This window comes from Thioclava sp. JM3 (assembly GCF_002213185.1).
GTDB classification, from domain to species: domain Bacteria; phylum Pseudomonadota; class Alphaproteobacteria; order Rhodobacterales; family Rhodobacteraceae; genus Thioclava; species Thioclava nitratireducens.
In genome coordinates this window covers 306,625-328,314 of the sequence record NZ_NBOB01000001.1, presented here as the reverse complement: position 1 = coordinate 328,314, position 21,690 = coordinate 306,625, and the positions used below count along the sequence as shown (strand labels likewise).

The following is a 21,690-nucleotide window of genomic DNA, read 5'->3' as shown; positions in this document are numbered from 1 at the left end:
GCCGTTTCTTGCGATCAGAAATCGTCGAGCTTGGGTCTCTTGCCGATCGAGACATGGTCGATGTCTTCAAGCGCAAATCCCTTGATGATCGAAGGGATCATCATCGACACCAGTATGAAGATCGGCAGGCCCACGACGGTGATCACCTGTTGCAGCGCGGTCAACCCGGCATCGCCTGCGAGTACGATCAGCATCGCCGCGACCAGACCTTCGGCCGCGCCCCAGAAAACGCGCTGATGGACGGGGCCGGGCGTCGGCGTGCCGGTGCAGAGCATGTCGACCACCAGCGAGGCCGAGTCCGACGACGTCGCGAAGAAGATCGCCACCACGACGACGGCGATGCCCTGAACGATATGGACGAAGGGGAAATGCTCGAAGAAGGCGAACATCGCGAGCGGAACGCTATCGGAGACCGCTTTCGACAATTGCCCCGCCTGATCGCCCATCGCGGCGCGCGCCGCCTGTCCGATGCCGTCGAACTCCATCGCCTGCCAGCCGAAGATCGCGAACCAGATCAGGGTGAAGAGCGAGGGCGCCAGCAGCACGCCGAAGACGAATTCGCGCACCGTGCGACCGCGCGAGATGCGCGCGACGAACAGCCCGATGAAGGGCGACCAGGTCACCGTCCAGGCCCAGTAGAACACCGTCCACGAGCCCTGCCAGCCCCAGCCGGGCGTGTCGGGGTTCTCGTTGGCCAGCATGTCGTTCCAGAAGGCCAGATGCGGCAGGTTGGAGAAATAGAGCCCGAAGGTCTGGACGATCCCGCGCAGCAGGAACAGGGTCGAGCCGAAGATCAGCACGAAGACCATCAGACCGACCGCCATGCCGATATTGATATTCGACAGCAGCTTCACGCCCTTGTCGAGCCCAGCGACGATGGAGGTGATCGCAACGGCGGTCAGCGCGGTGAGGATCGCGATCTTGACGAAGGTGCCGTCGCCCGTACCGAGAAGCGCATCGAGGCCGGCGGCGATCTGGCTGGAGCCGAGGCCGAGCGAGACGGCGACGCCAAACAGCGTGCCGAGGATCGAAGCTATGTCGATCGCCTTTCCGATCGGCCCGTTGATGCCCTCTTTCAGGAGCGGGTAGAACACCGAAGAGACCCGCACCGGCAGGTCGTAGCGGTTGATGAAATAGGCAAACCCCAGCCCCGGCAGCGTGAAGATCGTCCAGGTGTGCAGGCCGAGGTGATAGATCGCGATGGAGATCGCGTCTTTCGCGGCCTCGTCGGAAAAAGGCTCGACGCCCGGCAGCGGCGGTTCGGAGAAATGGCTGATCGGTTCGGCCACGCCCCAGAACATCAGCACCGTGCCGATACCGCCCGCGAACAGCATCGTGAACCATGACAGATTGCCATATTCCGGGCGGCTGTCCTTCGGCCCGAGCCGGATATGGCCATGGCGCGACAGCGCGGCCCAGATCAGGAAGCCCAGCCAGATATTGACGCCGAGAATGAAGAACCAGCCGAGATTGGCGACGATCCAGGAACGGCCCGCGGCGAACGCGTCGCCAATCGGGCCGGGAAAGATCACAAGGGCGAGCACGAAGACGATCGTGAAGCCTGCCGATACGAAGAAAATCGTCGGGTCGGTTCTTAGGCCGAGCCTATCTGCCAAGGCTTTCATGAAACTCTCCCTTTTTTGAATAGTGCAACCGCAACGGGTGGCTTCAGGGGTGGTTCCGGGCAAATGGCGAATTGAGAGCAACAAAGAGTCGAAACGGTGCGGCACGTGGCTGAGCCGCAACATCGAAACTCCGTGCGATCAGAAGGCGAGGTTGTGGCGGAAGAGGTTCGTGGTCGAACCTTTTCCAGGGGTGACGCGGAGGCCGACGTTCCAGAGATCGAACTCGCCATCGCGACTATTCTTCTAACGTGGAAGCCATAATGGGAAAGCCCCCGGTCCTTGCGGAACGGGGGCTTGATTTCATTGCTTTTTTGCGAAGCCGTTGCGAATTGCGAGCAGCTTACGCTGGATCAGCTTTCGCTACCCTCCGCACCGCCGTTCCCGGAGGCGTCCGGCGCGGAAGGTGCATCGGGTGCATCGGGTCCATCGGTCGACCCATCGGAATCCGGATCCAGATCGTCGTCGTCGCCCTGATCGGCGATCCGCGCGACCGAGACCACGACTTCGCCCTTGGCGGTGTTGAACACACGCACGCCACCGGCAGAGCGCGAGCGGAAGGAGATGTCTTCCACCGGGCAGCGGATCGACTGACCCGTCGAGGTGGCGAGCATGATCTGATCGCTCATCTCGACCGGGAAGGAGGCCACCAGCGGGCCGCCCCGCATCGCCTTGTCGATCGCCGTCACGCCCTGACCGCCGCGACCGCGGGTCGGGTAGTCATGGCTCGACGAGATCTTGCCCGACCCCTTCGAGGTGATCGTCAGGATCAGATCTTCGGCCGCCGACATCTCGGCATAGCGCTCCATCGACAGCGGCCCCTCGGCCACGGTTTCCTCGTCCTCGTCGGGCTCGACCTCGTCCTCGGTCACGCCCGCCATCAGGCGACGCTGTTTGAGATAGGCGGCGCGCTCTTCCGAGCTGGCTTCGAAGTGGCGGATCACCGACATCGAGACGACCTCGTCATCGCCCTTCAGCTTGATGCCGCGAACGCCGACCGAGTTGCGCGAGTTGAACACGCGCACTTCTGGCACCGGGAAGCGGATCGCGCGACCGCTGGCGGTGACCAGCATCACGTCGTCGTCCTCGGAACAGATGCGCGCATTGATCAGGCGCATTCCGGCGTTCTCGTCCTCGAACTTCATCGCGATCTTGCCGTTTCGCATGACGTTGGTGAAATCCGACAGGCGGTTGCGGCGCACGGTACCCTTGGAGGTCGCGAAGACCATCTGCAGGTCGTCCCATTCCGCCTCGTCGCGATCGACCGGGGTGATCGCGGCGATCGACACGCCTGTGGGGATCGGCAGGATGTTGACGATCGCCTTGCCCTTCGACTGGCGAGAGCCGAGCGGCAGCTGCCAGCACTTCATCTTGTAGACCATGCCTTCGGTCGTGAAGAACAGAAGCTGCGTGTGAGTGTTGGCGACGAACAGCGTGGTGACCGTGTCGTCATCTTTCAGCGCGCCACCCGACAGCCCCTTGCCGCCACGCTTCTGCGAGCGGAAATCGGCCAGAGGCGTGCGCTTGATGTAGCCGCCCTGGGTGACCGTCACGACCATGTCTTCGCGCTCGATCAGGTCTTCGTCGGCCATGTCGCCGGCCCAGTCGATGATCTCGGTGCGGCGCGGCACGGCAAACAGCTCGCGCACTTCGCGCAGCTCGTCGGCGATGATACCCATGATCCGCTCGCGCGAGGCGAGGATGGCGAGGTATTCGCGGATCTTCTCGGCCAGCTGGGCGAGCTCGTCCGTGACTTCCTTCACGCCGATCTGGGTCAGACGCTGAAGACGCAGATCGAGGATCGCGCGGGCCTGCGTTTCCGACAGGTTGTAGGTGCCGTCATCGTTGACCGGATGCAGCGGATCGTCGATCAGCTTGAGATATTCGACGATGTCATGCGCGGGCCAGCGCCGCTCCATCAGGCGGGTGCGGGCCTCTGCCGCGTCGGCCGAGGAGCGGATGGTCGCCACGACCTCGTCCACGTTCGACACCGCCACGGCCAGACCGCAGAGGATGTGGCTGCGCTCGCGCGCCTTGCGCAGTTCGAATGCGGTGCGGCGTGCGACGACTTCCTCGCGGAAGCTGATGAAATAGGTGAGGAACTGGCGCAGCGTCAGTTGCTCGGGGCGGCCGCCGTTCAGCGCCAGCATGTTGCAGCCGAAGGAGGTCTGCATTTGCGTGAAGCGGAAAAGCTGGTTCAGCACCACATCGGGGGTCGCGTCGCGCTTCAGTTCGATCACGACACGCACGCCAACGCGGTCGGATTCGTCGGCGATGTTCGAGATGCCTTCGAGTTTCTTCTCGCGCACGAGATCGGCGATCTTCTCGATCATCGCCGCCTTGTTCACTTGATAGGGAATCTCGTCGAGGATGATCGCGAAGCGGTCCTTGCGGATCTCTTCCACGCGGGTCTTCGCTCGGATGATGACCGAGCCACGGCCCTCGAGGTAAGCCTTGCGCGCACCGCCGCGCCCCATGATCTGGCCGCCGGTCGGAAAGTCGGGGGCGGGGACGATCTCCATGATCGCCTCGTCCGACATGTCGGGGTTCTCGATCAACGCCAGCGTCGCGTCGCAGACCTCGCCGAGGTTGTGCGGCGGAATGTTGGTCGCCATGCCGACGGCGATACCGCCCGCGCCGTTGACCAGCATGTTCGGGAAGCGTGCGGGCAGAACCGTCGGCTCTTCCTGCTTGCCGTCGTAGTTGTCCTGGAAATCGACCGTGTCTTTCTCGATATCGGCGAGAATGTAATTGGCCGGTTTCGCCATGCGCACTTCGGTGTAGCGCATCGCCGCCGCGTTATCGCCGTCCATCGAGCCGAAGTTGCCCTGACCGTCGAGCAGCGGCAGCGACATCGAGAAGGGCTGCGCCATCCGCACCAACGCGTCGTAGATCGCGGCGTCGCCATGCGGGTGATACTGACCCATGACGTCGCCGACCGGACGCGCCGACTTGCGATAGGGCTTGTCGAAAGTGTTCCCGGTCTCGTGCATCGCGTAGAGGATGCGCCGGTGAACGGGTTTCAGACCGTCGCGCAGATCGGGGATCGCGCGGCTCACGATCACGCTCATCGCGTAATCGAGATAGGCGGTTTTCATCTCGTCCGCGATGGAAACGGTGGGGCCGAGATAAGCGGGCCGCCCGGGGCCTTCTTCTTCGGTTTCCGGCGGTTCAGGAGTGTCGGTCACGCGCGCCTCGATATTCTAGATATTGTTGTGGAACCTTATAAAGGCCGCAAGCGGCGGGTGCAATCATGGAGAAGGCCCCGGCGGGTGCGCGGGGCCTTCTTCGTGACGTCAGGTTAGGGCGATCGGGGCGCGGCCCGTGCCGCAGCCGATCAGCCTTCGCGGGCTGCGCGCTTCCGCTCGTGCGGATCGAGGTGCAGTTTGCGCAGGCGGATCGCCTTGGGCGTGACTTCGACCAGTTCGTCGTCGTTGATATAGGCGATGGCCTCCTCTAGCGACAGACGCACCGGCGGGGTCAGGCGGACCGCTTCATCCGTGCCCGAGGCGCGGACGTTGGTCAGCTTCTTGCCCTTGAGCGGGTTCACTTCGAGATCATTGTCGCGCGAATGCTCGCCGATGATCATCCCGGTATAGACCTGCTCCTGCGAGCCGATGAACAGCTTGCCGCGCTCCTCGAGGTTCCACAGCGCGTAGGCGACAGAGACGCCATTCTCCATCGAGATCAGAACGCCCTGACGACGCCCGTCGATCTGGCCCTTGTAGGGCGCCCAGCTATGGAACAGGCGGTTCAGCACGCCCGAGCCGCGCGTGTCGGTCAGGAACTCGCCCTGATAGCCGATCATGCCGCGCGAGGGGACATGGGCCACGATGCGGGTCTTGCCACCCTCGGCCGGGCGCATCTCGGCCAGTTCGCCCTTGCGGTAGCCGGTCAGCTTCTCGATCACGACGCCGGAATACTCGTCGTCCACGTCGACGATGACTTCCTCGATCGGCTCCATGCGCTGGCCGTCTTCCTCGCGGAAGATCACCTTCGGGCGCGAGATCGACAGTTCGAACCCTTCACGGCGCATGTTCTCGATCAGAACGCCCATCTGAAGTTCGCCACGACCCGAGACCACGAAAGCCTCGCCGCCCGGGGTGTCCTCGACGCGGATCGCGACGTTGGTTTCGGCCTCTTTCATCAGGCGGTCGCGAATGACGCGCGACTGCACCTTCGAGCCGTCCTTGCCGGCGAGCGGCGAGTCGTTGATGCCGAAGGTCACGGAGATCGTCGGCGGATCGATCGGCTGGGCGTCGATCGGGGTATCGACTTCCGGCGCGCAGAGCGTGTCGGCGACGGTGGCCTTGGTCATGCCTGCGACGGTGACGATGTCGCCAGCGACGGCTTCGTCGATCGGCTGCTGCGACAGGCCACGGAAGGCGAGGATCTTGGTGCAGCGGAAGGCTTCGATGCGCTCGCCCTTGCGCGAGAGCGCCTTGAGCTGATCGCCGACCTTGAGCGTGCCCGCCTCGATACGGCCGGTCAGGATGCGCCCGATGAACGGGTCGGCCGAGAGCGTGGTGGCCAGCATCTGGAACGGCTCGTCGGCGCGGAATTCCTGCTTCGGCGGCTCGACATGCTTCAGGATCAGCTCGAACAGCGCGTCGAGGTTCTCGCGCGGGCCGTCCAGCTCGGTATCCGCCCAGCCACCGATGCCCGAGGCATAGAGATGCGGGAAGTCGAGCTGCTCGTCATCGGCGCCGAGATTCGCGAAGAGGTCGAACACCTCGTCCAGCGCGCGGTCGGGCTCGGCCGCGGGCTTGTCGACCTTGTTGAGCACGACGATCGGCTTCAGGCCAAGCGCAAGTGCCTTCGAGGTCACGAACTTGGTCTGCGGCATCGGGCCTTCGGCTGCGTCCACCAGCAGCACGACACCGTCCACCATCGAGAGGATACGCTCGACCTCGCCGCCGAAATCGGCGTGGCCGGGGGTGTCGACGATGTTGATGCGGGTGCCGCCCCATTCCACCGAGGTGGCCTTGGCGAGAATGGTGATGCCGCGCTCGCGCTCGATGTCGTTGCTGTCCATCGCGCGTTCCGCGACGGCCTGGTTTTCACGGAAAGCGCCCGATTGGCGCAGAAGCTGGTCCACGAGCGTCGTCTTGCCGTGGTCCACGTGAGCGATGATCGCAATGTTGCGAAGGTCCATGGGAGGTCGTCCTGTTCTTGAGTTGCCCCGCCCATAAAGGAAAGATCGCCTCTCGGCTAGCCCCCAGCATGGCGATCTCGCCGCGATGCGGCATCGTGTCAGTGGAAATGCGATTTCGAGAACAGGTTGATCACGAGGATGCCTGTCAGAATCAGCGCGATCCCGATCAGGGCGGGCAAATCCAGCCGCTGATTGAACATCAGCCAGCCCACGCCCGCGATCAGGACCATGCCGATCCCGGACCACAGCGCATAGGTGATCCCGAGCGGCAGCACCTTCAGCACCAGCGTGAAGAAATAGAGCCCGCCGATGAAGCCCACCGCCACGCCCACCGTCGGCCAGAGCCGCGTGAATTGCTGGCTGGCCTGCAGGCAGGCCGAGCCGAAGGTCTCGAAAGCGACCGCGATGAGCAGGATGACATAGGTCTTGAGCATGGCCGGCACTCTGCCGGATCACTCGGCGATATACCAGTCCCGGCGGTGGTTCATCGCGATGACGAAATTCAGCACGATTGCACCCAGAAGCGAGTAGAGCACCAAAGGCGGTGCGAGGATGAAGCTCGCGATGACGAAGAGGCACAGGTCGTGGATCAGCTGCGTCCAGCCGGCGCGAAAGCCGAACTTGTCCTGCAAGATCACGGCGACGATGGAGACGCCACCGAGCGAGCCCTTGTGACGGAAGAGGCCGAGAAGGCCGACGCCTGCAGAGATCCCGAACAGCACGGCGGCCACGGCAGGGTGGATATCCGCGACATGCAGAACGGGTTTGAGCGCCTCGGCCATCAGCGACACGAGCGTCACGGTCACGAGGCTTTTCAGCGCAAAGCCTGCGCCGCGCGCGTAATAGGCGAAGGCGTAGAAGGGGATGTTGATCACGAAGAACACGACCCCGAAGCTGACCCCCGTGATATAGGACAGGATCAGCGCGGCGCCTGCGGTGCCCCCGGTCACGAGGCCCGCGGCGCGCAGCAGGTGAATTCCCAGCGCGGCTTGAGCAGCGGCCACGACAAGGCCCTGCAGATCCTCGAGCTTCGAGTAATGCGGACGGGTCGCCTCTTTGGCTGCGATCTGGTCGGCGGTGATATGTGCGTCAGTGGTCATGACCTAATAATAGGGCATAATCGCTGACCTACCAACTCGCTGGGCGCAGGTCCGCCTTGCAGTGCTCGAAAGGGTCGGGCAGGGCGCGCGGGCCCGTGGTCGGCCGATCGCGTCCGGATCAGGTAGCGATATAGCGGTCGCGGCGGTGATTGATCAGGATGATCACGTTCAGAACCATCGCGCCCAGAAGCGACCACAGCACCTTGTCGAGCGGCAGCACGAACAGCGCGAAGAGGAACACGCCGCAATCGAACAGGATCTGCGTGCGGCCCGCTTTGAACCCGGTCTTGTCCTGTAGATAAAGCGCCACGATCCCCACGCCGCCAAGGCTCGCGCCGTGGCGAAACAGCGCCAGAAGCCCTGCGCCCGAGACGACCCCCGCCAAGACAGCCGCCGCACCGGGGTGAAGGGTGGCGAAGCTGAGAAGATGCGGCAAGATCTCGGTAAAGACAGACAGGATGGCCACTGCGATCACCGTCTTCACCGTGAATCGCTTCCCCATCCGGCGCAAGGCAAGCCAATAGAAGGGCAGGTTGAGCGTGAAGAAGATCGCACCGAAGCTCCACCCGGTGACGTAGGAGAGCACCAGCGACAGCCCCGCGATCTGCCCGGTAAACAAGCCCGCGCCGTGCAGCAGCGCTACGGCGAGCGCCATCATCAGCGTGCCGGAGAGAAGCCCTTGGGTGTCCTCGGGCAGGGTATGACGATGCGGGTCTTGGATGCGGGTCTGGCTCATGGCGCTCAGATGCCATGAGGCAACGCCAAGCGCAAGAACTGAGGCGCATCGGCAACAGAGGTGCCTCAATACCTCCCAAACACCGTCGCGTGAGTTGCCGTGCTGTCGGAGATCGGGCCAAGTGGCGCCATTCGCAACGCCCAAGTCAAGAGGAGGGCCGCCATGATGTCATATCACCAAGCCCTCGCAGCGTATTGCGAAACCCGTATCGGTTTTTCGGTCACCGCCCGCGTCGCACGACGCCTCGCCTGACCGTCCCGATCCGACCCGGGGCCTAGGCCCCACTCCCGCAAACTGACCCGAATTCCGCGTCCCGATCCTGTCGCGACGCATCCTGGCCGCGCTCTCGCGGTTCCTGTCGGGTCTTCTTTCACATCAATCGAAGAAAGGCCGGTTGCGGGATTGGACCCGCGCCGGGACATCACATGATCCAGACTCTCGAGCGTCCGAACGACGCCTTCACCATCGAAGCCACGATCGCCAAGTTCGGCGCAGGTAAAGTGCTGCGCTCGGCGCTGCTCGCGCTTATTTCCCGCGGAAACAAGCCGCGTCCGCTCGATGCCGGGCAGCTGAGCGACCACTTGCGCAGAGATATCGGGCTCGGGCCCGCTGAGCCTCCGCCAGAGCCGTGGAGCTTGATGCGGTAAACGAAAGGGTCGGGCGTGTGATGCGCCCGGCCCATGCAAGGACATGAGGGGCGCGCCCGACCTCGGGTGGGCGCTTTGATCCGCCTGTGTGAGGGGGGCTTATCTCGCAAGCCCGAATGACTGCGTGCTTGCGGAGACACCGCCGATGCGCCCTCCCGGGGGGAATGAGGAGGGACCGTCGCGCCTGTGGCGCGGCGTAAGCCTGACGAATGGGCGCGGCCCGGGGCTGGTCGCCCCGTGCCAGTCGGGCGTCGCTCGCCAAATGAAAAAGGCGGGGAGAACCCCGCCTTCCTCAACCCTTTCGCGCGCTTTAGAGCGACAGCGACTTGTTCAGGTATTCGTCGATCTTCTCGAGGAAGCCCATCGTGGTCAGCCATTTCTGGTCGGGGCCCACGAGCAGCGCGAGGTCCTTGGTCATGTGACCATCCTCGACCGCCTGCACGCAGACCTTCTCGAGCGTTTCCGCGAAGGTCTGAAGCTGCGCGTTGCCGTCCAGCTTGGCGCGGTGCTTCAGGCCACCGGTCCAGGCGAAGATCGAGGCGATGGAATTCGTCGAGGTCTCCTTGCCCTGCTGGTGCTGGCGGTAGTGCCGTGTGACCGTACCGTGGGCGGCCTCGGCTTCGACCGTCTTGCCATCGGGCGTCATCAGGATCGAGGTCATCAGACCCAGCGAACCGAAGCCCTGCGCGACCGTATCCGACTGCACGTCGCCGTCGTAGTTCTTGCAGGCCCAGACATAGCCGCCCGACCATTTCAGCGAGCTCGCCACCATGTCGTCGATCAAGCGATGCTCGTACCAGATGCCGGCTTCCTTGAACTTCTCGGCGAATTCTTCCTCGAAGACCTGCTGGAACAGATCCTTGAAGCGGCCGTCATAGGCTTTGAGGATCGTGTTCTTGGTCGACAGATAAACCGGCCAGCCCTTCATCAGGCCGTAGTTCAGCGAGGCGCGCGCGAAGTCGATGATCGACTTGTCGAGGTTGTACATGCCCATCACGACGCCTGCGTCAGGCGCCTGGAACACTTCCTTCTCGATGACTTCGCCATCGTCGCCCACGAATTTCAGCGTGATCGTGCCCTTGCCGGGGAAGCGGAAATCGGTGGCCTTGTACTGGTCGCCATAGGCGTGACGGCCCACGACGATCGGCTTGGTCCAGCCGGGCACGAGGCGCGGGACGTTCTTGCAGATGATCGGCTCGCGGAAGATGACGCCGCCGAGGATGTTTCTGATCGTGCCGTTGGGCGAACGATACATGCGCTTGAGGTTGAATTCCTCCATGCGCGCCTCGTCGGGGGTGATCGTCGCACATTTGACGCCGACGCCGTACTGCTTGATCGCCTCGGCCGCATCGACGGTGATCTGGTCGTCGGTCGCGTCGCGGCTCTCGATGCCGAGGTCGTAATATTTCAGGTCGATATCGAGATAGGGCAGGATCAGTTTCTGCTTGATGAAGTCCCAGATGATGCGGGTCATCTCGTCGCCGTCGAGTTCGACGACGGGGTTCTCTACCTTGATCTTGGTCATGCGCGTTCCTTTTCAGATCGGGCTTAATTCACGGGTTCGTGTGCCGGGGAGGCCGGGAATTGAAAGGGGCGGCCCGCGCCGCCCCCTGGTCTCAGTGCTCTCAGCCGATGATGGCGTTGAGCGTCTCGCTCGGGCGCATCACCGCGGCGAGCTTTTTCGGATCGGCGTGGTAGTAGCCGCCGATATCGGCGGGCTTGCCCTGAACCTCTGCCAGTTCGGCCACGATCTTCGCCTCGCCTTCGGCCAGCGCCTTGGCGATCGGGGCGAATTCGGCGGCCAGTTCGGTATCGTCGCCTTGCGCGGCGAGAGCCTCGGCCCAGTAGCGGGCGAACCAGTAGTGGCTGGCGCGGTTGTCGGGCTCGCCGACCTTGCGCGAGGGCGACCGGTCGTTGTCGAGAATGCCCTGCGTCGCGGTCTCGACCGTCTCGCCCAGCACGCGCGCTTTCGCGTTGTCGGTCTGGTCCGCGAAGAACTTGAAGCTCTCGCCGAGGGCGCAGAATTCGCCGAGGCTGTCCCAACGCAGGTGATTTTCCTCCACCAGCTGCTGAACGTGCTTGGGGGCCGAGCCGCCAGCGCCGGTCTCGAACAGACCGCCGCCCTGCATCAGCTTCACGATCGAGAGCATCTTGGCCGAGGTGGCCAGCTCCAGGATCGGGAACAGGTCCGTCAGGTAGTCGCGCAGCACGTTGCCGGTGATCGCGATGGTGTTCTCGCCCTTGGTGATGGTCTCGAGCGAGGCGATGGTCGCCTCACGCGGGGCCATGATCTCGAACTTGTCGGCCACGCCCTTGGCTTCCAGGATCGGCTTCACGTAGGAGATCAGCTCCGCATCGTGAGCGCGGGTCTCGTCGAGCCAGAAGATCGCGCGGTAGCCGGTCGCCTTCTGACGGTCGATGGCGAGGTTCACCCAGTCTTCGATCGGCGCCTTGCGGGCCGAGGCCGAACGCCAGATGTCGCCCTTCTTCACGTCATGCGAATGCAGGACCGTGCCATCGTCCAGAACCATCTTCACGGTGCCGTCGTTCGGAATCTCGAAGGTGGTCGGGTGCGAGCCGTATTCCTCGGCTTTCTGCGCCATCAGGCCGATGTTCTGAACGGTGCCTGCGGTGGCGGGGTTCAGTTTGCCGTTGGCTTTGAAATACTCGATCGTCGCGTCATAGACCGGCGCGTAGGAGCTGTCCGGGATCACGCAGACGCAGTCGTGTTCCTTGTTGTCCGGGCCCCAGCCTTTGCCGCCGGCGCGGATCAGCGCGGGCATCGAGGCGTCGATGATGACATCGGAGGGCACGTGCAGGTTGGTGATGCCCTTGTCCGAGTTCACCATATACATCGGCGGACGCTGGTCGCGGACTTCCTCGATCGCAGCCAGGATTTCCGGCTCGCCCTTCACGCGCTCCAGCAGGTCGCCCATGCCCGAGGCGGGATCGACGCCGAGCGACTTCATCTTGTCACCGTATTTCTCGAAGACCGGCTTGAGCCATTCCTTCACCGCATGACCGAAGATGATCGGGTCGGAGACCTTCATCATCGTCGCCTTCATATGCAGCGAGAACAGGACGCCTTCGTCCTTGGTCTTCTTGATTTCCTCGGCGAGGAAGGCGTCGAGCTTGTCAGCCGACATGTAGGTCGCGTCGACAACGGTGCCTTCGGGATAGCTCACGCCGTCCTTGAGAACGGTCTCGCCATCGGCGCCTTCCAGCACGATCTTGGCGGTGGCCGCCTTCGGCAGGGTGGCCGAGACTTCGTTCGAGAAGAAATCGCCTTCTGACATCGAGGCGACGCGGGTCTTGCTGTCGGCGGTCCACTCGCCCATGCGGTGCGGGTTGTTCTGCGCGAATTTCTTCACGGCAGCGGCGGCGCGACGATCCGAGTTGCCCTCGCGCAGCACCGGGTTCACGGCCGAGCCCTTGATCGAGTCGTATTTCGCGCGGACGGCTTTTTCCTCATCGGTCTTCGGCTCTTCCGGGTAATCGGGCAGGGCGTAGCCTTGGCCTTGCAATTCACGGACGGCAGCGACCAGCTGCGGCACCGAGGCCGAGATGTTCGGCAGCTTGATGACGTTGGCCTGCGGCGTTTTCACGTAATCGCCGAGCCAGGCCAGATCGTCCGACTGGCGTTGCTCTTCGGTAAGCGCTTCGGGGAAGGTGGCGAGGATGCGGCCCGCGAGCGAGATATCCTTGGTGCCCACCGAAATCCCGGCCGCTTGCGCGAATTTGCGCACGATCGGCAGCAGCGATGCGCTTGCCAGTTCCGGGGCCTCGTCGACCTTGGTGTAAATGATGTCAGGAGTGTTCTTGTCGCTCATGGCACAGCCCTCTTCGGTTGAAGCCTCGGTTTGCTGCCTCTTACCCGATTCAGATGCGCTTGGCTAGACGGTATGCGATTGTATACGGAGGTTGCCCGAAATCCCCATGCAACGGGCGCTGAGGGGCTGCACGCATCAGCTGCGCGCCGCGAACCAGCCTTCGACCCGATCGCGCACCCAGTCCCACACCGCGGGCGCGCCACGGGAGATCTTGGTGCCGATGCGCTCTTCGAGTTGGGTGAAGCTGACATCGTAATCGATCCACGAGCCGCCGCCTGACTGGTGGTTCAGCAGGACCGGCTGCACCCGGTCGAGCGATTTCGCGAAGATCGCGTCGGGGGTCTCGTTGGCCTCGAATTCCTGCCACAGCGCCAGCATCGCTGCCCCCTGGTCCTCAGGCAGCAGTCCGAAGATGCGCTCGGCGGCGGCGGCTTCGGCCTTCTGGATGTCTTCCGCGCCATGCGCCGTGCCGCCTTGGCTGTGGATCGGCACGTCGCCCACGTCGATCTCGACCAGATCGTGCAGCAGGAGCATGCGGATCACCCGGTCGATCGAAACACCTTCGGGCGCCTGCTCGGCCAGTGTCAGCGCATAAAGCGCGAGCGACCAGCTATGCTCGCCGGAATTTTCGGGGCGCGAGGCGTCGTGGATCGGCGTCGCGCGGGTCACCGATTTAAGTTTCTCGGCTTCGGCGAGAAAGGTGAATTGCTGATCGAGCCGGGTCATGAACGTCTCCAGAGCCGGGGCAGAAGCAGAAGAAGCGCCACGAAGGCGAACAGACCGCCCGCGCGCCAGCTCATCGCGCGATCGGTATAGGCAGCACAGTCGAGGTTCGGCGCCGCGAAAGCGTAGAACAGAACCGTGCCGAAGATAGAGAAAACGACGATGCCCATGCCCAGAACCGGCGGGATCGCGCGGTTCGCGGCGGCGAGCAGGAGCCCGGTCCAGCCAAGCCAGAGCGGCACCGCCACGACGATCAGGTGCAGCGGCCGCGCGAGCAGGTCTGCAAGCCCGAGCCGCAACGCCTCGCCACGCGAATGCGATCCGGCCCAGTCGCCGTCGCAGAGCATCTGGCCTGCATGAAAGGCCGTCGCGATGATCAGCGACAGGGCGAGGGAGAGGGCTGCCGCGAAGAGAACGCGCGCCGCCCCCGGGCTCATGCCCCGGTCCCGGAATCCGGTGTTTTCGCCGCCGCCTGTGCGCGTTTTTCCAACTCCACCAGCTTGCGCTCGAAGAATTCGCGGCCGCGTTGCTCGGCCATGTGCAGGCGACAGGCGGTCATGTAGGCCTCCTGCAGGGAGGGCGACGACGTGCCGATATAGTTGCTCACCTCCATGAAGAGGCGATCGTCGTCGTATTTGCGCATCGCCTCCATCGTGTCGGTGGCGAGCTTTTCGGCCAGTTCGTCGATCAGCGCCATCAGCGCGTGCCCTCCGTCAGCCGGCGGCGCACATAGGTCTGAACGGTCTCGATCATCGGCTGCATATGGGCTTCTTCGTTCTTGAAGAAGTGGTCCGCGCCCTCGATGACCTCATGGGTGATCGTGATGCCCTTCTGCTCCTGCAGCTTGGAGACCAGCTGCTCGGTCTCTTTCGGCTGCGCGATCCGGTCGTTCGTGCCGTTGATGATCAGACCCGAGGACGGGCAGGGCGCAAGGAAGGAATAATCGTAATTGCCGGGGCCGGGCGAAGACGGGCCGGGCGGGGCAACGGAGATGAAGCCGGTGATCTCGGGGCGGCGCATCAGCAGCTGCATGCCGATCCACGCGCCGAAGGAATGGCCCGCGACCCAGCAATGCTTCGAGTTCGGGTTCATCGCCTGCAGGTAGTCCAGAGCCGAGGCGGCATCGGACAATTCGCCCACGCCTTGATCGTATTCGCCTTGGCTGCGGCCCACGCCCCGGAAGTTGAAGCGCAGAACCGTGAAGCCCATTTTGAAAAAGGCGTAGTGCAGGTTGTAGACGACGCGGTTGTTCATCGTGCCGCCGAACTGCGGATCGGGATGCAGGATGATCGCGATCGGCGCGTCGGGTGCGGGCTGCGGGTGGTAGCGCCCCTCGAGGCGACCTTCGGGACCGGGAAAAATGACTTCGGGCATCGTCTCTCGTTTTTATTGCGCCAGCTCTGGGTTCCGGGGCCGCCAGCGCATCCGCCTTTCTTGACGGGTCGGCGCGGCTGGCCTAGGAGAAAGCCACCCCCGGCGCCATGCCGGGAGATCGGGCATTGGTGGAGGTAATCGGCCCTCGCGCTTGCGTCAATGCTTTAGCAATGATTCACTCCTGCGCGGGCAGAGTTTTCGGGCCGATTTGCGGTCAAATACGGGTTCGGATGGGTCTCGGACCGGGGAGGGTGCATGAAACTGTCGACGAAAGGCCGTTACGCGATGGTCGCGCTGGTCGATCTGGCGCTGGCGGGCGAAGGCAGCCGGACCTCGCTGGCGGCGCTGTCCGAGCGTCAGGATATCTCGCTGCCTTATCTGGAGCAGCTCTTCGTGCGGCTGCGCCGGGCGGGGCTGGTGAATTCGGTCCGCGGCCCCGGCGGGGGCTACCGTCTTGCGCGCACGCCCGCGGAAATCCGCATCTCGGAGATCTTCGAGGCCGTGGACGAGACCGTCTCGGCGATGCATGTCGGCGCCGGCGCCTCGGGCGCGATCTCGGGTTCGCGGGCGCAGTCGATGGCGAACCGTCTTTGGGAGAGCCTCTCGGCGCAGGTCTTCGTCTTCCTGCATCAGACGACGCTCGAAGACGTGGTGAAGAACCAGCTCAAACCCTGTCCGGCGGTGCCGAGCCTGTTTTCGGTCGTCGACGAGTGATCCCGTCCGTCCGGGCATGATGGTCGCTCGCGGGCGCTTCGCGGGGGATATTTTCGCCGAGGCGAAGGCATGCCCTTTCTTCTTCGGCTTGGGTCAAATATCCCCGCCGGAGGCATCCGACATTTCATTCACGCGGAGCGTATCATGGCGCGCAGCTATCTCGACTGGAACGCGACAACGCCGCTGAGGCCCGAGGCCCGTGCGGCGATGATCGAGGCGATGGAGGTGGTCGGCAACCCATCCTCCGTGCATTCCGAGGGGCGTGCCGCGAAGGCACTGATGGAGCGGGCGCGCAATCAGGTGGCGGCCGCCTTGGGCGCAGAGGGACAGGACGTGATCTTCACCTCCGGCGCCACGGAAGCCGCCGCCTTGGCGCTGGCCGGGCGCGAAGTCCATTGTGCGGGCGTCGAGCATGACGCGGTGCGCAGCTGGTGCGTGGAGGATCTGCCTGTGGACCGGGCAGGGCGGATCACCGTCACCGATCCCGCAAATTCGGCGCTGCAGCTGGCCAATTCCGAGACCGGCGTGGTGCAGGAGTTGCCCGAAGGCCTGTATCTGAGCGATCTCACCCAAGGGTTTGGCAAGCTCCCGTTTGCGTTCAACTGGCTCGGCACCACCTGCGGCATCGTTTCGGCGCATAAGCTGGGCGGGCCGAAAGGCGTCGGCGCGCTGATCGTGAAGCGCGGCACGGATATCGCGGCGCAGCTCAAGGGCGGCGGTCAGGAGATGGGGCGCCGCGCCGGCACCGAGAACCTGATCGGCATCGCGGGCTTCGGTGCGGCAGCCGAGGCAGCCTCGCGTGATCTTGAGGGCGGAATCTGGCGCGAGATCGAAAAACTTAGAAACATTCTAGAAAACGCCATTGCGGATCGGGCAAGCGAGACTATTTTTGTCGGGAATGAATCGCGCAGGCTTCCGAACACGTCCTGCTTCATCACGCCCGGCTGGAAGGGCGAGACGCAGGTGATGCAGATGGACCTGGGCGGGTTCGCGGTCTCCGCAGGCTCCGCGTGTTCGAGCGGAAAGGTCAAAAGCTCCGCCGCGCTGGTCGCGATGGGCTTTTCGGAAACCGAGGCGGGATCGGCATTGCGGGTCTCGCTGGGGCCGCAGAGCCGCGAAGAAGATGTCATGCGTTTCGCCGAACACTGGCTGAAATGCGAAGCGAAACACCGCGCACGGCGCGGGTAAGAGATGGGAGAGCCGGATATGGCGGGCGTTGATCAGGTGGAAGTACGTGAAGGCGTCGATCGCGAGACGGTCGAGACCGTCCAGAATATGGGCACCTACAAATACGGCTGGAACACCGATATCGAGATGGAATACGCGCCGAAAGGCGTGAACACGGATATCGTCCGCCTGATCTCGGACAAGAACAAAGAGCCCGAGTGGATGACCGAATGGCGTCTGCAAGCTTTCTCGCGCTGGGAAGATATGCCCAAGCCGAACTGGGCGCTGCTGAAGGTTCCGGAAATCGACTTCCAAGACCAGTATTACTACGCGCGCCCGAAAAGCATGGTCGAGAAGCCCAAGTCGCTCGACGAGGTCGACCCGAAGCTGCTCGCCACCTATGAAAAACTCGGCATTCCGCTGAAGGAACAGATGATCCTCGCGGGCGTCGAAGGGGCGGAGGACATCAACCTCGAAGATCGCCAGATCGCGGTCGATGCGGTGTTCGACAGCGTCTCCGTCGGCACGACCTTCAAGGACAAGCTGGCCGAAGCGGGCGTGATCTTCTGCTCGATCTCGGAAGCGATCCAGGAACACCCGGAGCTGGTGAAGAAATATCTCGGCTCTGTCGTGCCGCAGGGTGACAACTTCTACGCAGCGCTGAACTCCGCCGTGTTCTCGGACGGCTCCTTCGTCTACGTGCCGCCGGGCGTGCGCTGCCCGATGGAACTGTCGACCTATTTCCGCATCAACGCGGAGAATACCGGGCAGTTCGAGCGCACCCTGATCATCGCAGACAAGGGCTCCTACGTGTCCTATCTCGAAGGCTGCACCGCGCCCAAGCGCGACACCGCGCAGCTGCACGCGGCCGTGGTCGAGATCATCGTCGAGGAAGACGCCGAGGTGAAATATTCCACGGTGCAGAACTGGTTCCCGGGCGATGAAGACGGCAAGGGCGGCATCTACAACTTCGTCACCAAGCGCGCCGATTGCCGCGGCGACCGCGCCAAGGTGATGTGGACGCAGGTCGAGACCGGCTCCGCGATCACATGGAAATACCCGTCCTGCATTCTGCGCGGCAACGAAAGCCAGGGTGAGTTCTACTCTATCGCCATCGCGAATAACTGGCAGCAGGCCGATACCGGCACCAAGATGATCCATCTCGGCAAGGACACCCGCTCGCGGATCGTGTCCAAGGGCATCTCGGCTGGTCAGGCGCAGAACACCTATCGCGGTCTCGTCTCGATGCACCCGAAAGCGACCGACTCGCGCAACTACACGCAATGTGACTCGCTGCTGATCGGCGACAAATGCGGCGCGCACACGGTTCCCTATATCGAGGTGAAGAACAACTCGAGCCGGGTCGAGCACGAGGCCACCACCTCGAAGGTCGATGACGATCAGCTGTTCTACTGCCGCGCCCGCGGGATGGACGAGGAAGAGGCCGTGGCGCTTGTCGTCAACGGGTTCTGCCGCGAAGTCCTTCAGGCGCTGCCGATGGAATTCGCGATGGAAGCTCAAAGCCTTGTGGCGATCTCGCTGGAGGGGAGCGTCGGGTGATCTTCACGCGCGCAAATATCGAAATTGCCGAGGATCTGCCCCATTTCGGGCATAATCCTTATGCATGTCTTAACCTGTCCAAATGGATAGGTGAGGACCATGACGATATCGAGCGCCAGCTTCAACGATCGCCTCGCGCGGATCGAGAAAACGCGGAAATCGGCGAAGGGCCGGATTCAGCTGCATATCGGCGATCAGGAAGCCTGGGTGACCAACGATTCCGCGATGCTGCGTCGGGTCATCGCCAAGCCGCGTCACTCGCGGCTGGCCGTGTTCAAGGTCCTGCCCGCGCTGATGGTCGGCGCGATCGGGATGATGATCGTGACGGCGCTCAAGATGCGCTTTCTGACGCCGGAACTCGCCGAGAAGGTCGGCTCCAACCCGGATCTGGTCCTCGTGTTCGCGGCGGTGCTGACGGCCTTCGGGCTTGGCATGGTGCTGCGGCTCGCCTCGGTGAAACTGATGGCGGTGCAGCTGCTGGGCGTCGCGCTGGCCTTCGTGGGGCTGCACAATATCGCGTTCTGGGAACCGGATATGGCGGCGCTCGCCTTCACGCCCGACTGGGTGGAGCAGCAGACCGCGCAATTCGAGCCGCGCACACTGCGCTACGCCGAGACAACGATCCGCTTCTGACCCCATGCGCGCCCGCCGCGGCCCGTAAGGGTCGCCAAGGGGGAGAGAGCGCATGATCGTCACCACCACACCCACCATCGAGGGTCGCCCGATCGCGACCTATCATGGCATCGTCGTGGGCGAGGCCATCATGGGCGCCAATGTCGTCCGCGATATCTTCGCGCAGGTCACCGACATCATCGGTGGCCGCTCCGGCGCTTACGAATCCAAATTGCAAGACGCGCGCGCCACGGCGCTTGGCGAGCTTGAAGACCGCGCCCGCGAGCTGGGCGCGAATGCCGTTGTCGGCGTCGATCTCGACTACGAGGTCGTCGGCCAATCCATGCTAATGGTGTCGGCCTCCGGCACCGCTGTAACCGTATCCTGAGGAAGAACCATGCTTGATATCAAGAACCTGCACGTCAAACTGGAAGAAGAGGACAAGCAGATCCTCAAGGGCGTCAACCTGAGCGTCGAGTCCGGCAAGGTCCATGCGATCATGGGTCCGAACGGGTCCGGGAAATCCACGCTGTCCTACGTGCTCTCGGGCCGCGATGGCTACGAGGTCACCGAAGGCGAGGCGCATCTCAACGACACCGACCTGCTCGATTCCGAGCCCGAAGAGCGCGCGGCGGCAGGCCTGTTCCTCGCGTTCCAATATCCGGTGGAAATTCCCGGCGTCGGCAACATGACCTTCCTGCGTACCGCGCTCAACGCACAGCGCAAGGCGCGCGGCGAGGAAGAAATCTCCGCTGGCGACTTTCTGAAACTGGTGCGCGGCAAGGCGAAATCGCTCAAGATCGACGCCGATATGCTGAAGCGCCCGGTCAATGTCGGTTTCTCGGGCGGTGAGAAGAAGCGTAACGAAATCCTTCAGATGGCGATCCTCGAGCCGAAGATGTGCATCCTCGACGAGACCGACTCCGGCCTCGACGTCGACGCGATGCGTCTGGTGGCCGAAGGCGTGAACGCGCTGCGCGACGAGGGCCGTTCCTTCCTCGTGATCACCCACTACCAGCGCCTGCTCGACCATATCAAACCCGATGTCGTCCACATCATGGCGGATGGCCGCATCATCGAGACCGGCGGGCCGGAACTGGCTCTCGAGGTCGAAAAGAACGGCTATGCCGACCTGCTCGCAAAACACGGGATCTCGGAGGTGATGGCGTAATGTCGGCAGTCGAGAAAATGACCCCCGCCGAGACGCGGCTGGCGCGCGTTTCTCTGCCCGAGGGCTTCGGGCCGCAACGTCGCGCCGCGCTGGACCGTCTGAACGCGATGGGCCTGCCGGGCCGTCGCGACGAATACTGGCGCTGGACCAACCCGACCGATTTCATCGCGCCCGATCCGGTGCCCGCCGCGCCCTTCGCGGATGACGAGCCCGAAATCTTCGGGGAAATCGATCGGCTGAAGATCGTATTCCGCGACGGTGTTTTCGATGCCGAGGCCTCCGACGATCTGGCGATGTCCGGTGTCGAAATCCTGCGTCTTGCCGATGCGCCCGACGTGAACTGGGCCAGCAGCCTTTACGGCACGCTGGAAGCCAACGGTCAGGACCCGGTGAAGCGTCCCTTCGCGGCGCTCAACACCGCGTCGGCGACCGATGGCGTGCTGATCCGCGTGACCGGTGCCGCCGAGAAACCCGTGAGCCTGATTTATACCCATGAGTCAGAGAGTTCCGACCCGATCCTTCATCACCTCGTGAAGCTGGAAGAGGGCGCGGAGATCACGGTTCTGGAGAACGGCCCGGCCGGGGCGCGCTTCAACCAGCTGATGGAAGTGGATGTCGCGAAACACGCGAAATTCCACCACATCCGCGTGCAGGGCCGCGACCATGAGCGTCGTGCGATCACCTCGATCTTCACCCGCGTCGCGGAAGAGGGCCTGTTCAAGAGCTTCACGCTGACCTCGAACGGGGTGCTGACGCGCAATGAATGCGTGATCGACATCGTGGGCGACGACGCGAACGCCCATGTCGCGGGCGCGGCTCTTGGCGATGGCAAGACCGGCAAGTTCCACCACGACGACACCGTCTTCATCACCCACGGGGCCGAGCGCGGCGAGAGCCGTCAGGTCTTCAAGAAAGTGCTGAAGAACGGCGCCGAGGGCATCTTCCAGGGCAAGATCCTCGTGAAGCCGGGCGCGCAGAAGACCGATGGCTACCAGATCAGCCAGTCCCTGCTGCTCGACGAGAACAGCCAGTTCCTCGCGAAGCCGGAACTCGAGATCTACGCCGATGACGTGCAGTGTTCGCACGGCTCGACCACCGGCGCGATCGACGAGACGGCGCTTTTCTACCTGCGCTCGCGCGGCGTGCCGGAAGAGGAAGCCACCGCGCTTCTGGTTCTGAGCTTCGTGGCCGATGCCATTGAAGAGATTGAGGAAGAGCGGTTCCGCGATGCGATCCTCACCCGGTTGGAAGGGTGGCTTTCGCGCCATCGCGGCTGAGG

20 protein-coding genes are annotated in these 21,690 nt (G+C 63.5%); 8 read left to right on the top strand and 12 right to left on the bottom strand.

What is annotated here, in order from left to right; all coding sequences use genetic code 11:
• Positions 1–14: 14 nt before the first annotated feature.
• From B6V73_RS01540 to B6V73_RS01515, 6 genes are all read right to left on the bottom strand, one after another.
• Positions 15–1,625 carry a BCCT family transporter gene (locus tag B6V73_RS01540; protein ID WP_088724333.1) on the bottom strand — a complete coding sequence of 537 codons (1,611 nt, stop codon included), beginning with the start codon at positions 1,623–1,625 and terminating at the stop codon, positions 15–17.
• 350 nt (positions 1,626–1,975) lie between these two features.
• A complete protein-coding gene (gyrA, locus tag B6V73_RS01535) occupies positions 1,976–4,810 on the bottom strand; it encodes a DNA gyrase subunit A (protein WP_088724332.1) in 2,835 nt (944 codons plus the stop codon).
• Between the two features lie 149 nt (positions 4,811–4,959).
• A complete protein-coding gene (gene typA, locus B6V73_RS01530; protein ID WP_075774865.1) occupies positions 4,960–6,777 on the bottom strand; it encodes a translational GTPase TypA in 1,818 nt (605 codons plus the stop codon).
• Between the two features lie 98 nt (positions 6,778–6,875).
• On the bottom strand, positions 6,876–7,211 hold the full coding sequence (locus tag B6V73_RS01525; RefSeq protein WP_075774864.1) for an SMR family transporter: 336 nt from the start codon (positions 7,209–7,211) through the stop codon (positions 6,876–6,878).
• An 18-nt stretch (positions 7,212–7,229) separates the two neighbouring features.
• Entirely contained in the window at positions 7,230–7,877 is a 648-nt protein-coding gene (locus B6V73_RS01520) for a YitT family protein (protein WP_088724331.1), read from the bottom strand.
• Positions 7,878–7,995: 118 nt separating this feature from the next.
• Positions 7,996–8,613 (bottom strand): YitT family protein, encoded by a 618-nt coding sequence (locus tag B6V73_RS01515; protein ID WP_088718578.1) that lies wholly within the window; start codon positions 8,611–8,613, stop codon positions 7,996–7,998.
• Positions 8,614–9,038: 425 nt separating this feature from the next.
• On the opposite strand from B6V73_RS01515, the gene B6V73_RS01510 reads away from it, so the two are divergent.
• Entirely contained in the window at positions 9,039–9,260 is a 222-nt protein-coding gene (locus B6V73_RS01510) for a hypothetical protein (protein WP_088724330.1), read from the top strand.
• 310 nt (positions 9,261–9,570) lie between these two features.
• On the opposite strand, the gene B6V73_RS01505 is transcribed toward B6V73_RS01510, so the two are convergent.
• From B6V73_RS01505 to B6V73_RS01480, 6 genes are all read right to left on the bottom strand, one after another.
• Positions 9,571–10,785 (bottom strand): NADP-dependent isocitrate dehydrogenase, encoded by a 1,215-nt coding sequence (locus B6V73_RS01505; protein ID WP_075774861.1) that lies wholly within the window; start codon positions 10,783–10,785, stop codon positions 9,571–9,573.
• Positions 10,786–10,885: 100 nt separating this feature from the next.
• The gene (locus B6V73_RS01500) at positions 10,886–13,090 is read right to left on the bottom strand and encodes an NADP-dependent isocitrate dehydrogenase (protein WP_088722801.1); all 2,205 of its coding nucleotides are present in this window, start codon (positions 13,088–13,090) and stop codon (positions 10,886–10,888) included.
• Positions 13,091–13,225: 135 nt separating this feature from the next.
• Positions 13,226–13,816 (bottom strand): HD domain-containing protein, encoded by a 591-nt coding sequence (locus tag B6V73_RS01495; RefSeq protein WP_088724329.1) that lies wholly within the window; start codon positions 13,814–13,816, stop codon positions 13,226–13,228.
• Positions 13,813–14,250, bottom strand: a complete 438-nt coding sequence (locus tag B6V73_RS01490) for a hypothetical protein (protein WP_088722800.1) — start codon at positions 14,248–14,250, stop codon at positions 13,813–13,815. Before B6V73_RS01490 ends, B6V73_RS01495 begins: the two co-directional genes overlap by 4 nt.
• Entirely contained in the window at positions 14,247–14,510 is a 264-nt protein-coding gene (locus B6V73_RS01485; protein ID WP_075774857.1) for a hypothetical protein, read from the bottom strand. Before B6V73_RS01485 ends, B6V73_RS01490 begins: the two co-directional genes overlap by 4 nt.
• A complete protein-coding gene (locus B6V73_RS01480; RefSeq protein WP_075774856.1) occupies positions 14,510–15,187 on the bottom strand; it encodes an alpha/beta hydrolase in 678 nt (225 codons plus the stop codon). The genes B6V73_RS01485 and B6V73_RS01480 overlap by 1 nt, the downstream gene beginning before the upstream one ends.
• A gap of 255 nt (positions 15,188–15,442) precedes the next feature.
• Here B6V73_RS01480 and B6V73_RS01475 point away from each other — a divergent pair, with 255 nt between their 5' ends.
• The 7 genes from B6V73_RS01475 (at position 15,443) to sufD (ending at position 21,688) form a co-directional block, all read left to right on the top strand.
• The gene (locus B6V73_RS01475; RefSeq protein WP_075774855.1) at positions 15,443–15,901 is read left to right on the top strand and encodes an Rrf2 family transcriptional regulator; all 459 of its coding nucleotides are present in this window, start codon (positions 15,443–15,445) and stop codon (positions 15,899–15,901) included.
• Between the two features lie 144 nt (positions 15,902–16,045).
• Positions 16,046–17,089, top strand: coding sequence for a cysteine desulfurase family protein (locus tag B6V73_RS01470; RefSeq protein WP_088724328.1), 1,044 nt, complete (start codon positions 16,046–16,048; stop codon positions 17,087–17,089).
• Between the two features lie 18 nt (positions 17,090–17,107).
• Complete coding sequence (gene sufB, locus B6V73_RS01465) at positions 17,108–18,628, top strand: Fe-S cluster assembly protein SufB (RefSeq protein WP_075774853.1); 1,521 nt, start codon at positions 17,108–17,110, stop codon at positions 18,626–18,628.
• Positions 18,629–18,727: 99 nt separating this feature from the next.
• Positions 18,728–19,261 carry a hypothetical protein gene (locus tag B6V73_RS01460; protein WP_088724327.1) on the top strand — a complete coding sequence of 178 codons (534 nt, stop codon included), beginning with the start codon at positions 18,728–18,730 and terminating at the stop codon, positions 19,259–19,261.
• A 52-nt stretch (positions 19,262–19,313) separates the two neighbouring features.
• Complete coding sequence (locus B6V73_RS01455; protein ID WP_075774851.1) at positions 19,314–19,628, top strand: heavy metal-binding domain-containing protein; 315 nt, start codon at positions 19,314–19,316, stop codon at positions 19,626–19,628.
• 9 nt (positions 19,629–19,637) lie between these two features.
• The gene (sufC, locus tag B6V73_RS01450; protein ID WP_075774850.1) at positions 19,638–20,411 is read left to right on the top strand and encodes a Fe-S cluster assembly ATPase SufC; all 774 of its coding nucleotides are present in this window, start codon (positions 19,638–19,640) and stop codon (positions 20,409–20,411) included.
• On the top strand, positions 20,411–21,688 hold the full coding sequence (sufD, locus tag B6V73_RS01445) for a Fe-S cluster assembly protein SufD (RefSeq protein ID WP_088718583.1): 1,278 nt from the start codon (positions 20,411–20,413) through the stop codon (positions 21,686–21,688). The genes sufC and sufD overlap by 1 nt, the downstream gene beginning before the upstream one ends.
• Positions 21,689–21,690: the final 2 nt, after the last annotated feature.

What these genes read in the sequence shown, in the direction of transcription:
- B6V73_RS01515 (WP_088718578.1), bottom strand. Translation starts at nt 8,613, where the DNA reads ATGAGCCAGACCCGCATCCAAGACCCGCATCGTCATACCCTGCCCGAG.
- B6V73_RS01540 (WP_088724333.1), bottom strand. Translation starts at nt 1,625, where the DNA reads ATGAAAGCCTTGGCAGATAGGCTCGGCCTAAGAACCGACCCGACGATT.
- B6V73_RS01520 (WP_088724331.1), bottom strand. Translation starts at nt 7,877, where the DNA reads ATGACCACTGACGCACATATCACCGCCGACCAGATCGCAGCCAAAGAG.
- B6V73_RS01480 (WP_075774856.1), bottom strand. Translation starts at nt 15,187, where the DNA reads ATGCCCGAAGTCATTTTTCCCGGTCCCGAAGGTCGCCTCGAGGGGCGC.
- B6V73_RS01495 (WP_088724329.1), bottom strand. Translation starts at nt 13,816, where the DNA reads ATGACCCGGCTCGATCAGCAATTCACCTTTCTCGCCGAAGCCGAGAAA.
- sufB (WP_075774853.1), top strand. Translation starts at nt 17,108, where the DNA reads ATGGCGGGCGTTGATCAGGTGGAAGTACGTGAAGGCGTCGATCGCGAG.
- sufC (WP_075774850.1), top strand. Translation starts at nt 19,638, where the DNA reads ATGCTTGATATCAAGAACCTGCACGTCAAACTGGAAGAAGAGGACAAG.
- B6V73_RS01525 (WP_075774864.1), bottom strand. Translation starts at nt 7,211, where the DNA reads ATGCTCAAGACCTATGTCATCCTGCTCATCGCGGTCGCTTTCGAGACC.
- B6V73_RS01455 (WP_075774851.1), top strand. Translation starts at nt 19,314, where the DNA reads ATGATCGTCACCACCACACCCACCATCGAGGGTCGCCCGATCGCGACC.
- B6V73_RS01460 (WP_088724327.1), top strand. Translation starts at nt 18,728, where the DNA reads ATGACGATATCGAGCGCCAGCTTCAACGATCGCCTCGCGCGGATCGAG.
- typA (WP_075774865.1), bottom strand. Translation starts at nt 6,777, where the DNA reads ATGGACCTTCGCAACATTGCGATCATCGCTCACGTGGACCACGGCAAG.
- B6V73_RS01505 (WP_075774861.1), bottom strand. Translation starts at nt 10,785, where the DNA reads ATGACCAAGATCAAGGTAGAGAACCCCGTCGTCGAACTCGACGGCGAC.
- B6V73_RS01490 (WP_088722800.1), bottom strand. Translation starts at nt 14,250, where the DNA reads ATGAGCCCGGGGGCGGCGCGCGTTCTCTTCGCGGCAGCCCTCTCCCTC.
- B6V73_RS01500 (WP_088722801.1), bottom strand. Translation starts at nt 13,090, where the DNA reads ATGAGCGACAAGAACACTCCTGACATCATTTACACCAAGGTCGACGAG.
- B6V73_RS01470 (WP_088724328.1), top strand. Translation starts at nt 16,046, where the DNA reads ATGGCGCGCAGCTATCTCGACTGGAACGCGACAACGCCGCTGAGGCCC.
- B6V73_RS01475 (WP_075774855.1), top strand. Translation starts at nt 15,443, where the DNA reads ATGAAACTGTCGACGAAAGGCCGTTACGCGATGGTCGCGCTGGTCGAT.
- sufD (WP_088718583.1), top strand. Translation starts at nt 20,411, where the DNA reads ATGTCGGCAGTCGAGAAAATGACCCCCGCCGAGACGCGGCTGGCGCGC.
- B6V73_RS01510 (WP_088724330.1), top strand. Translation starts at nt 9,039, where the DNA reads ATGATCCAGACTCTCGAGCGTCCGAACGACGCCTTCACCATCGAAGCC.
- B6V73_RS01485 (WP_075774857.1), bottom strand. Translation starts at nt 14,510, where the DNA reads ATGGCGCTGATCGACGAACTGGCCGAAAAGCTCGCCACCGACACGATG.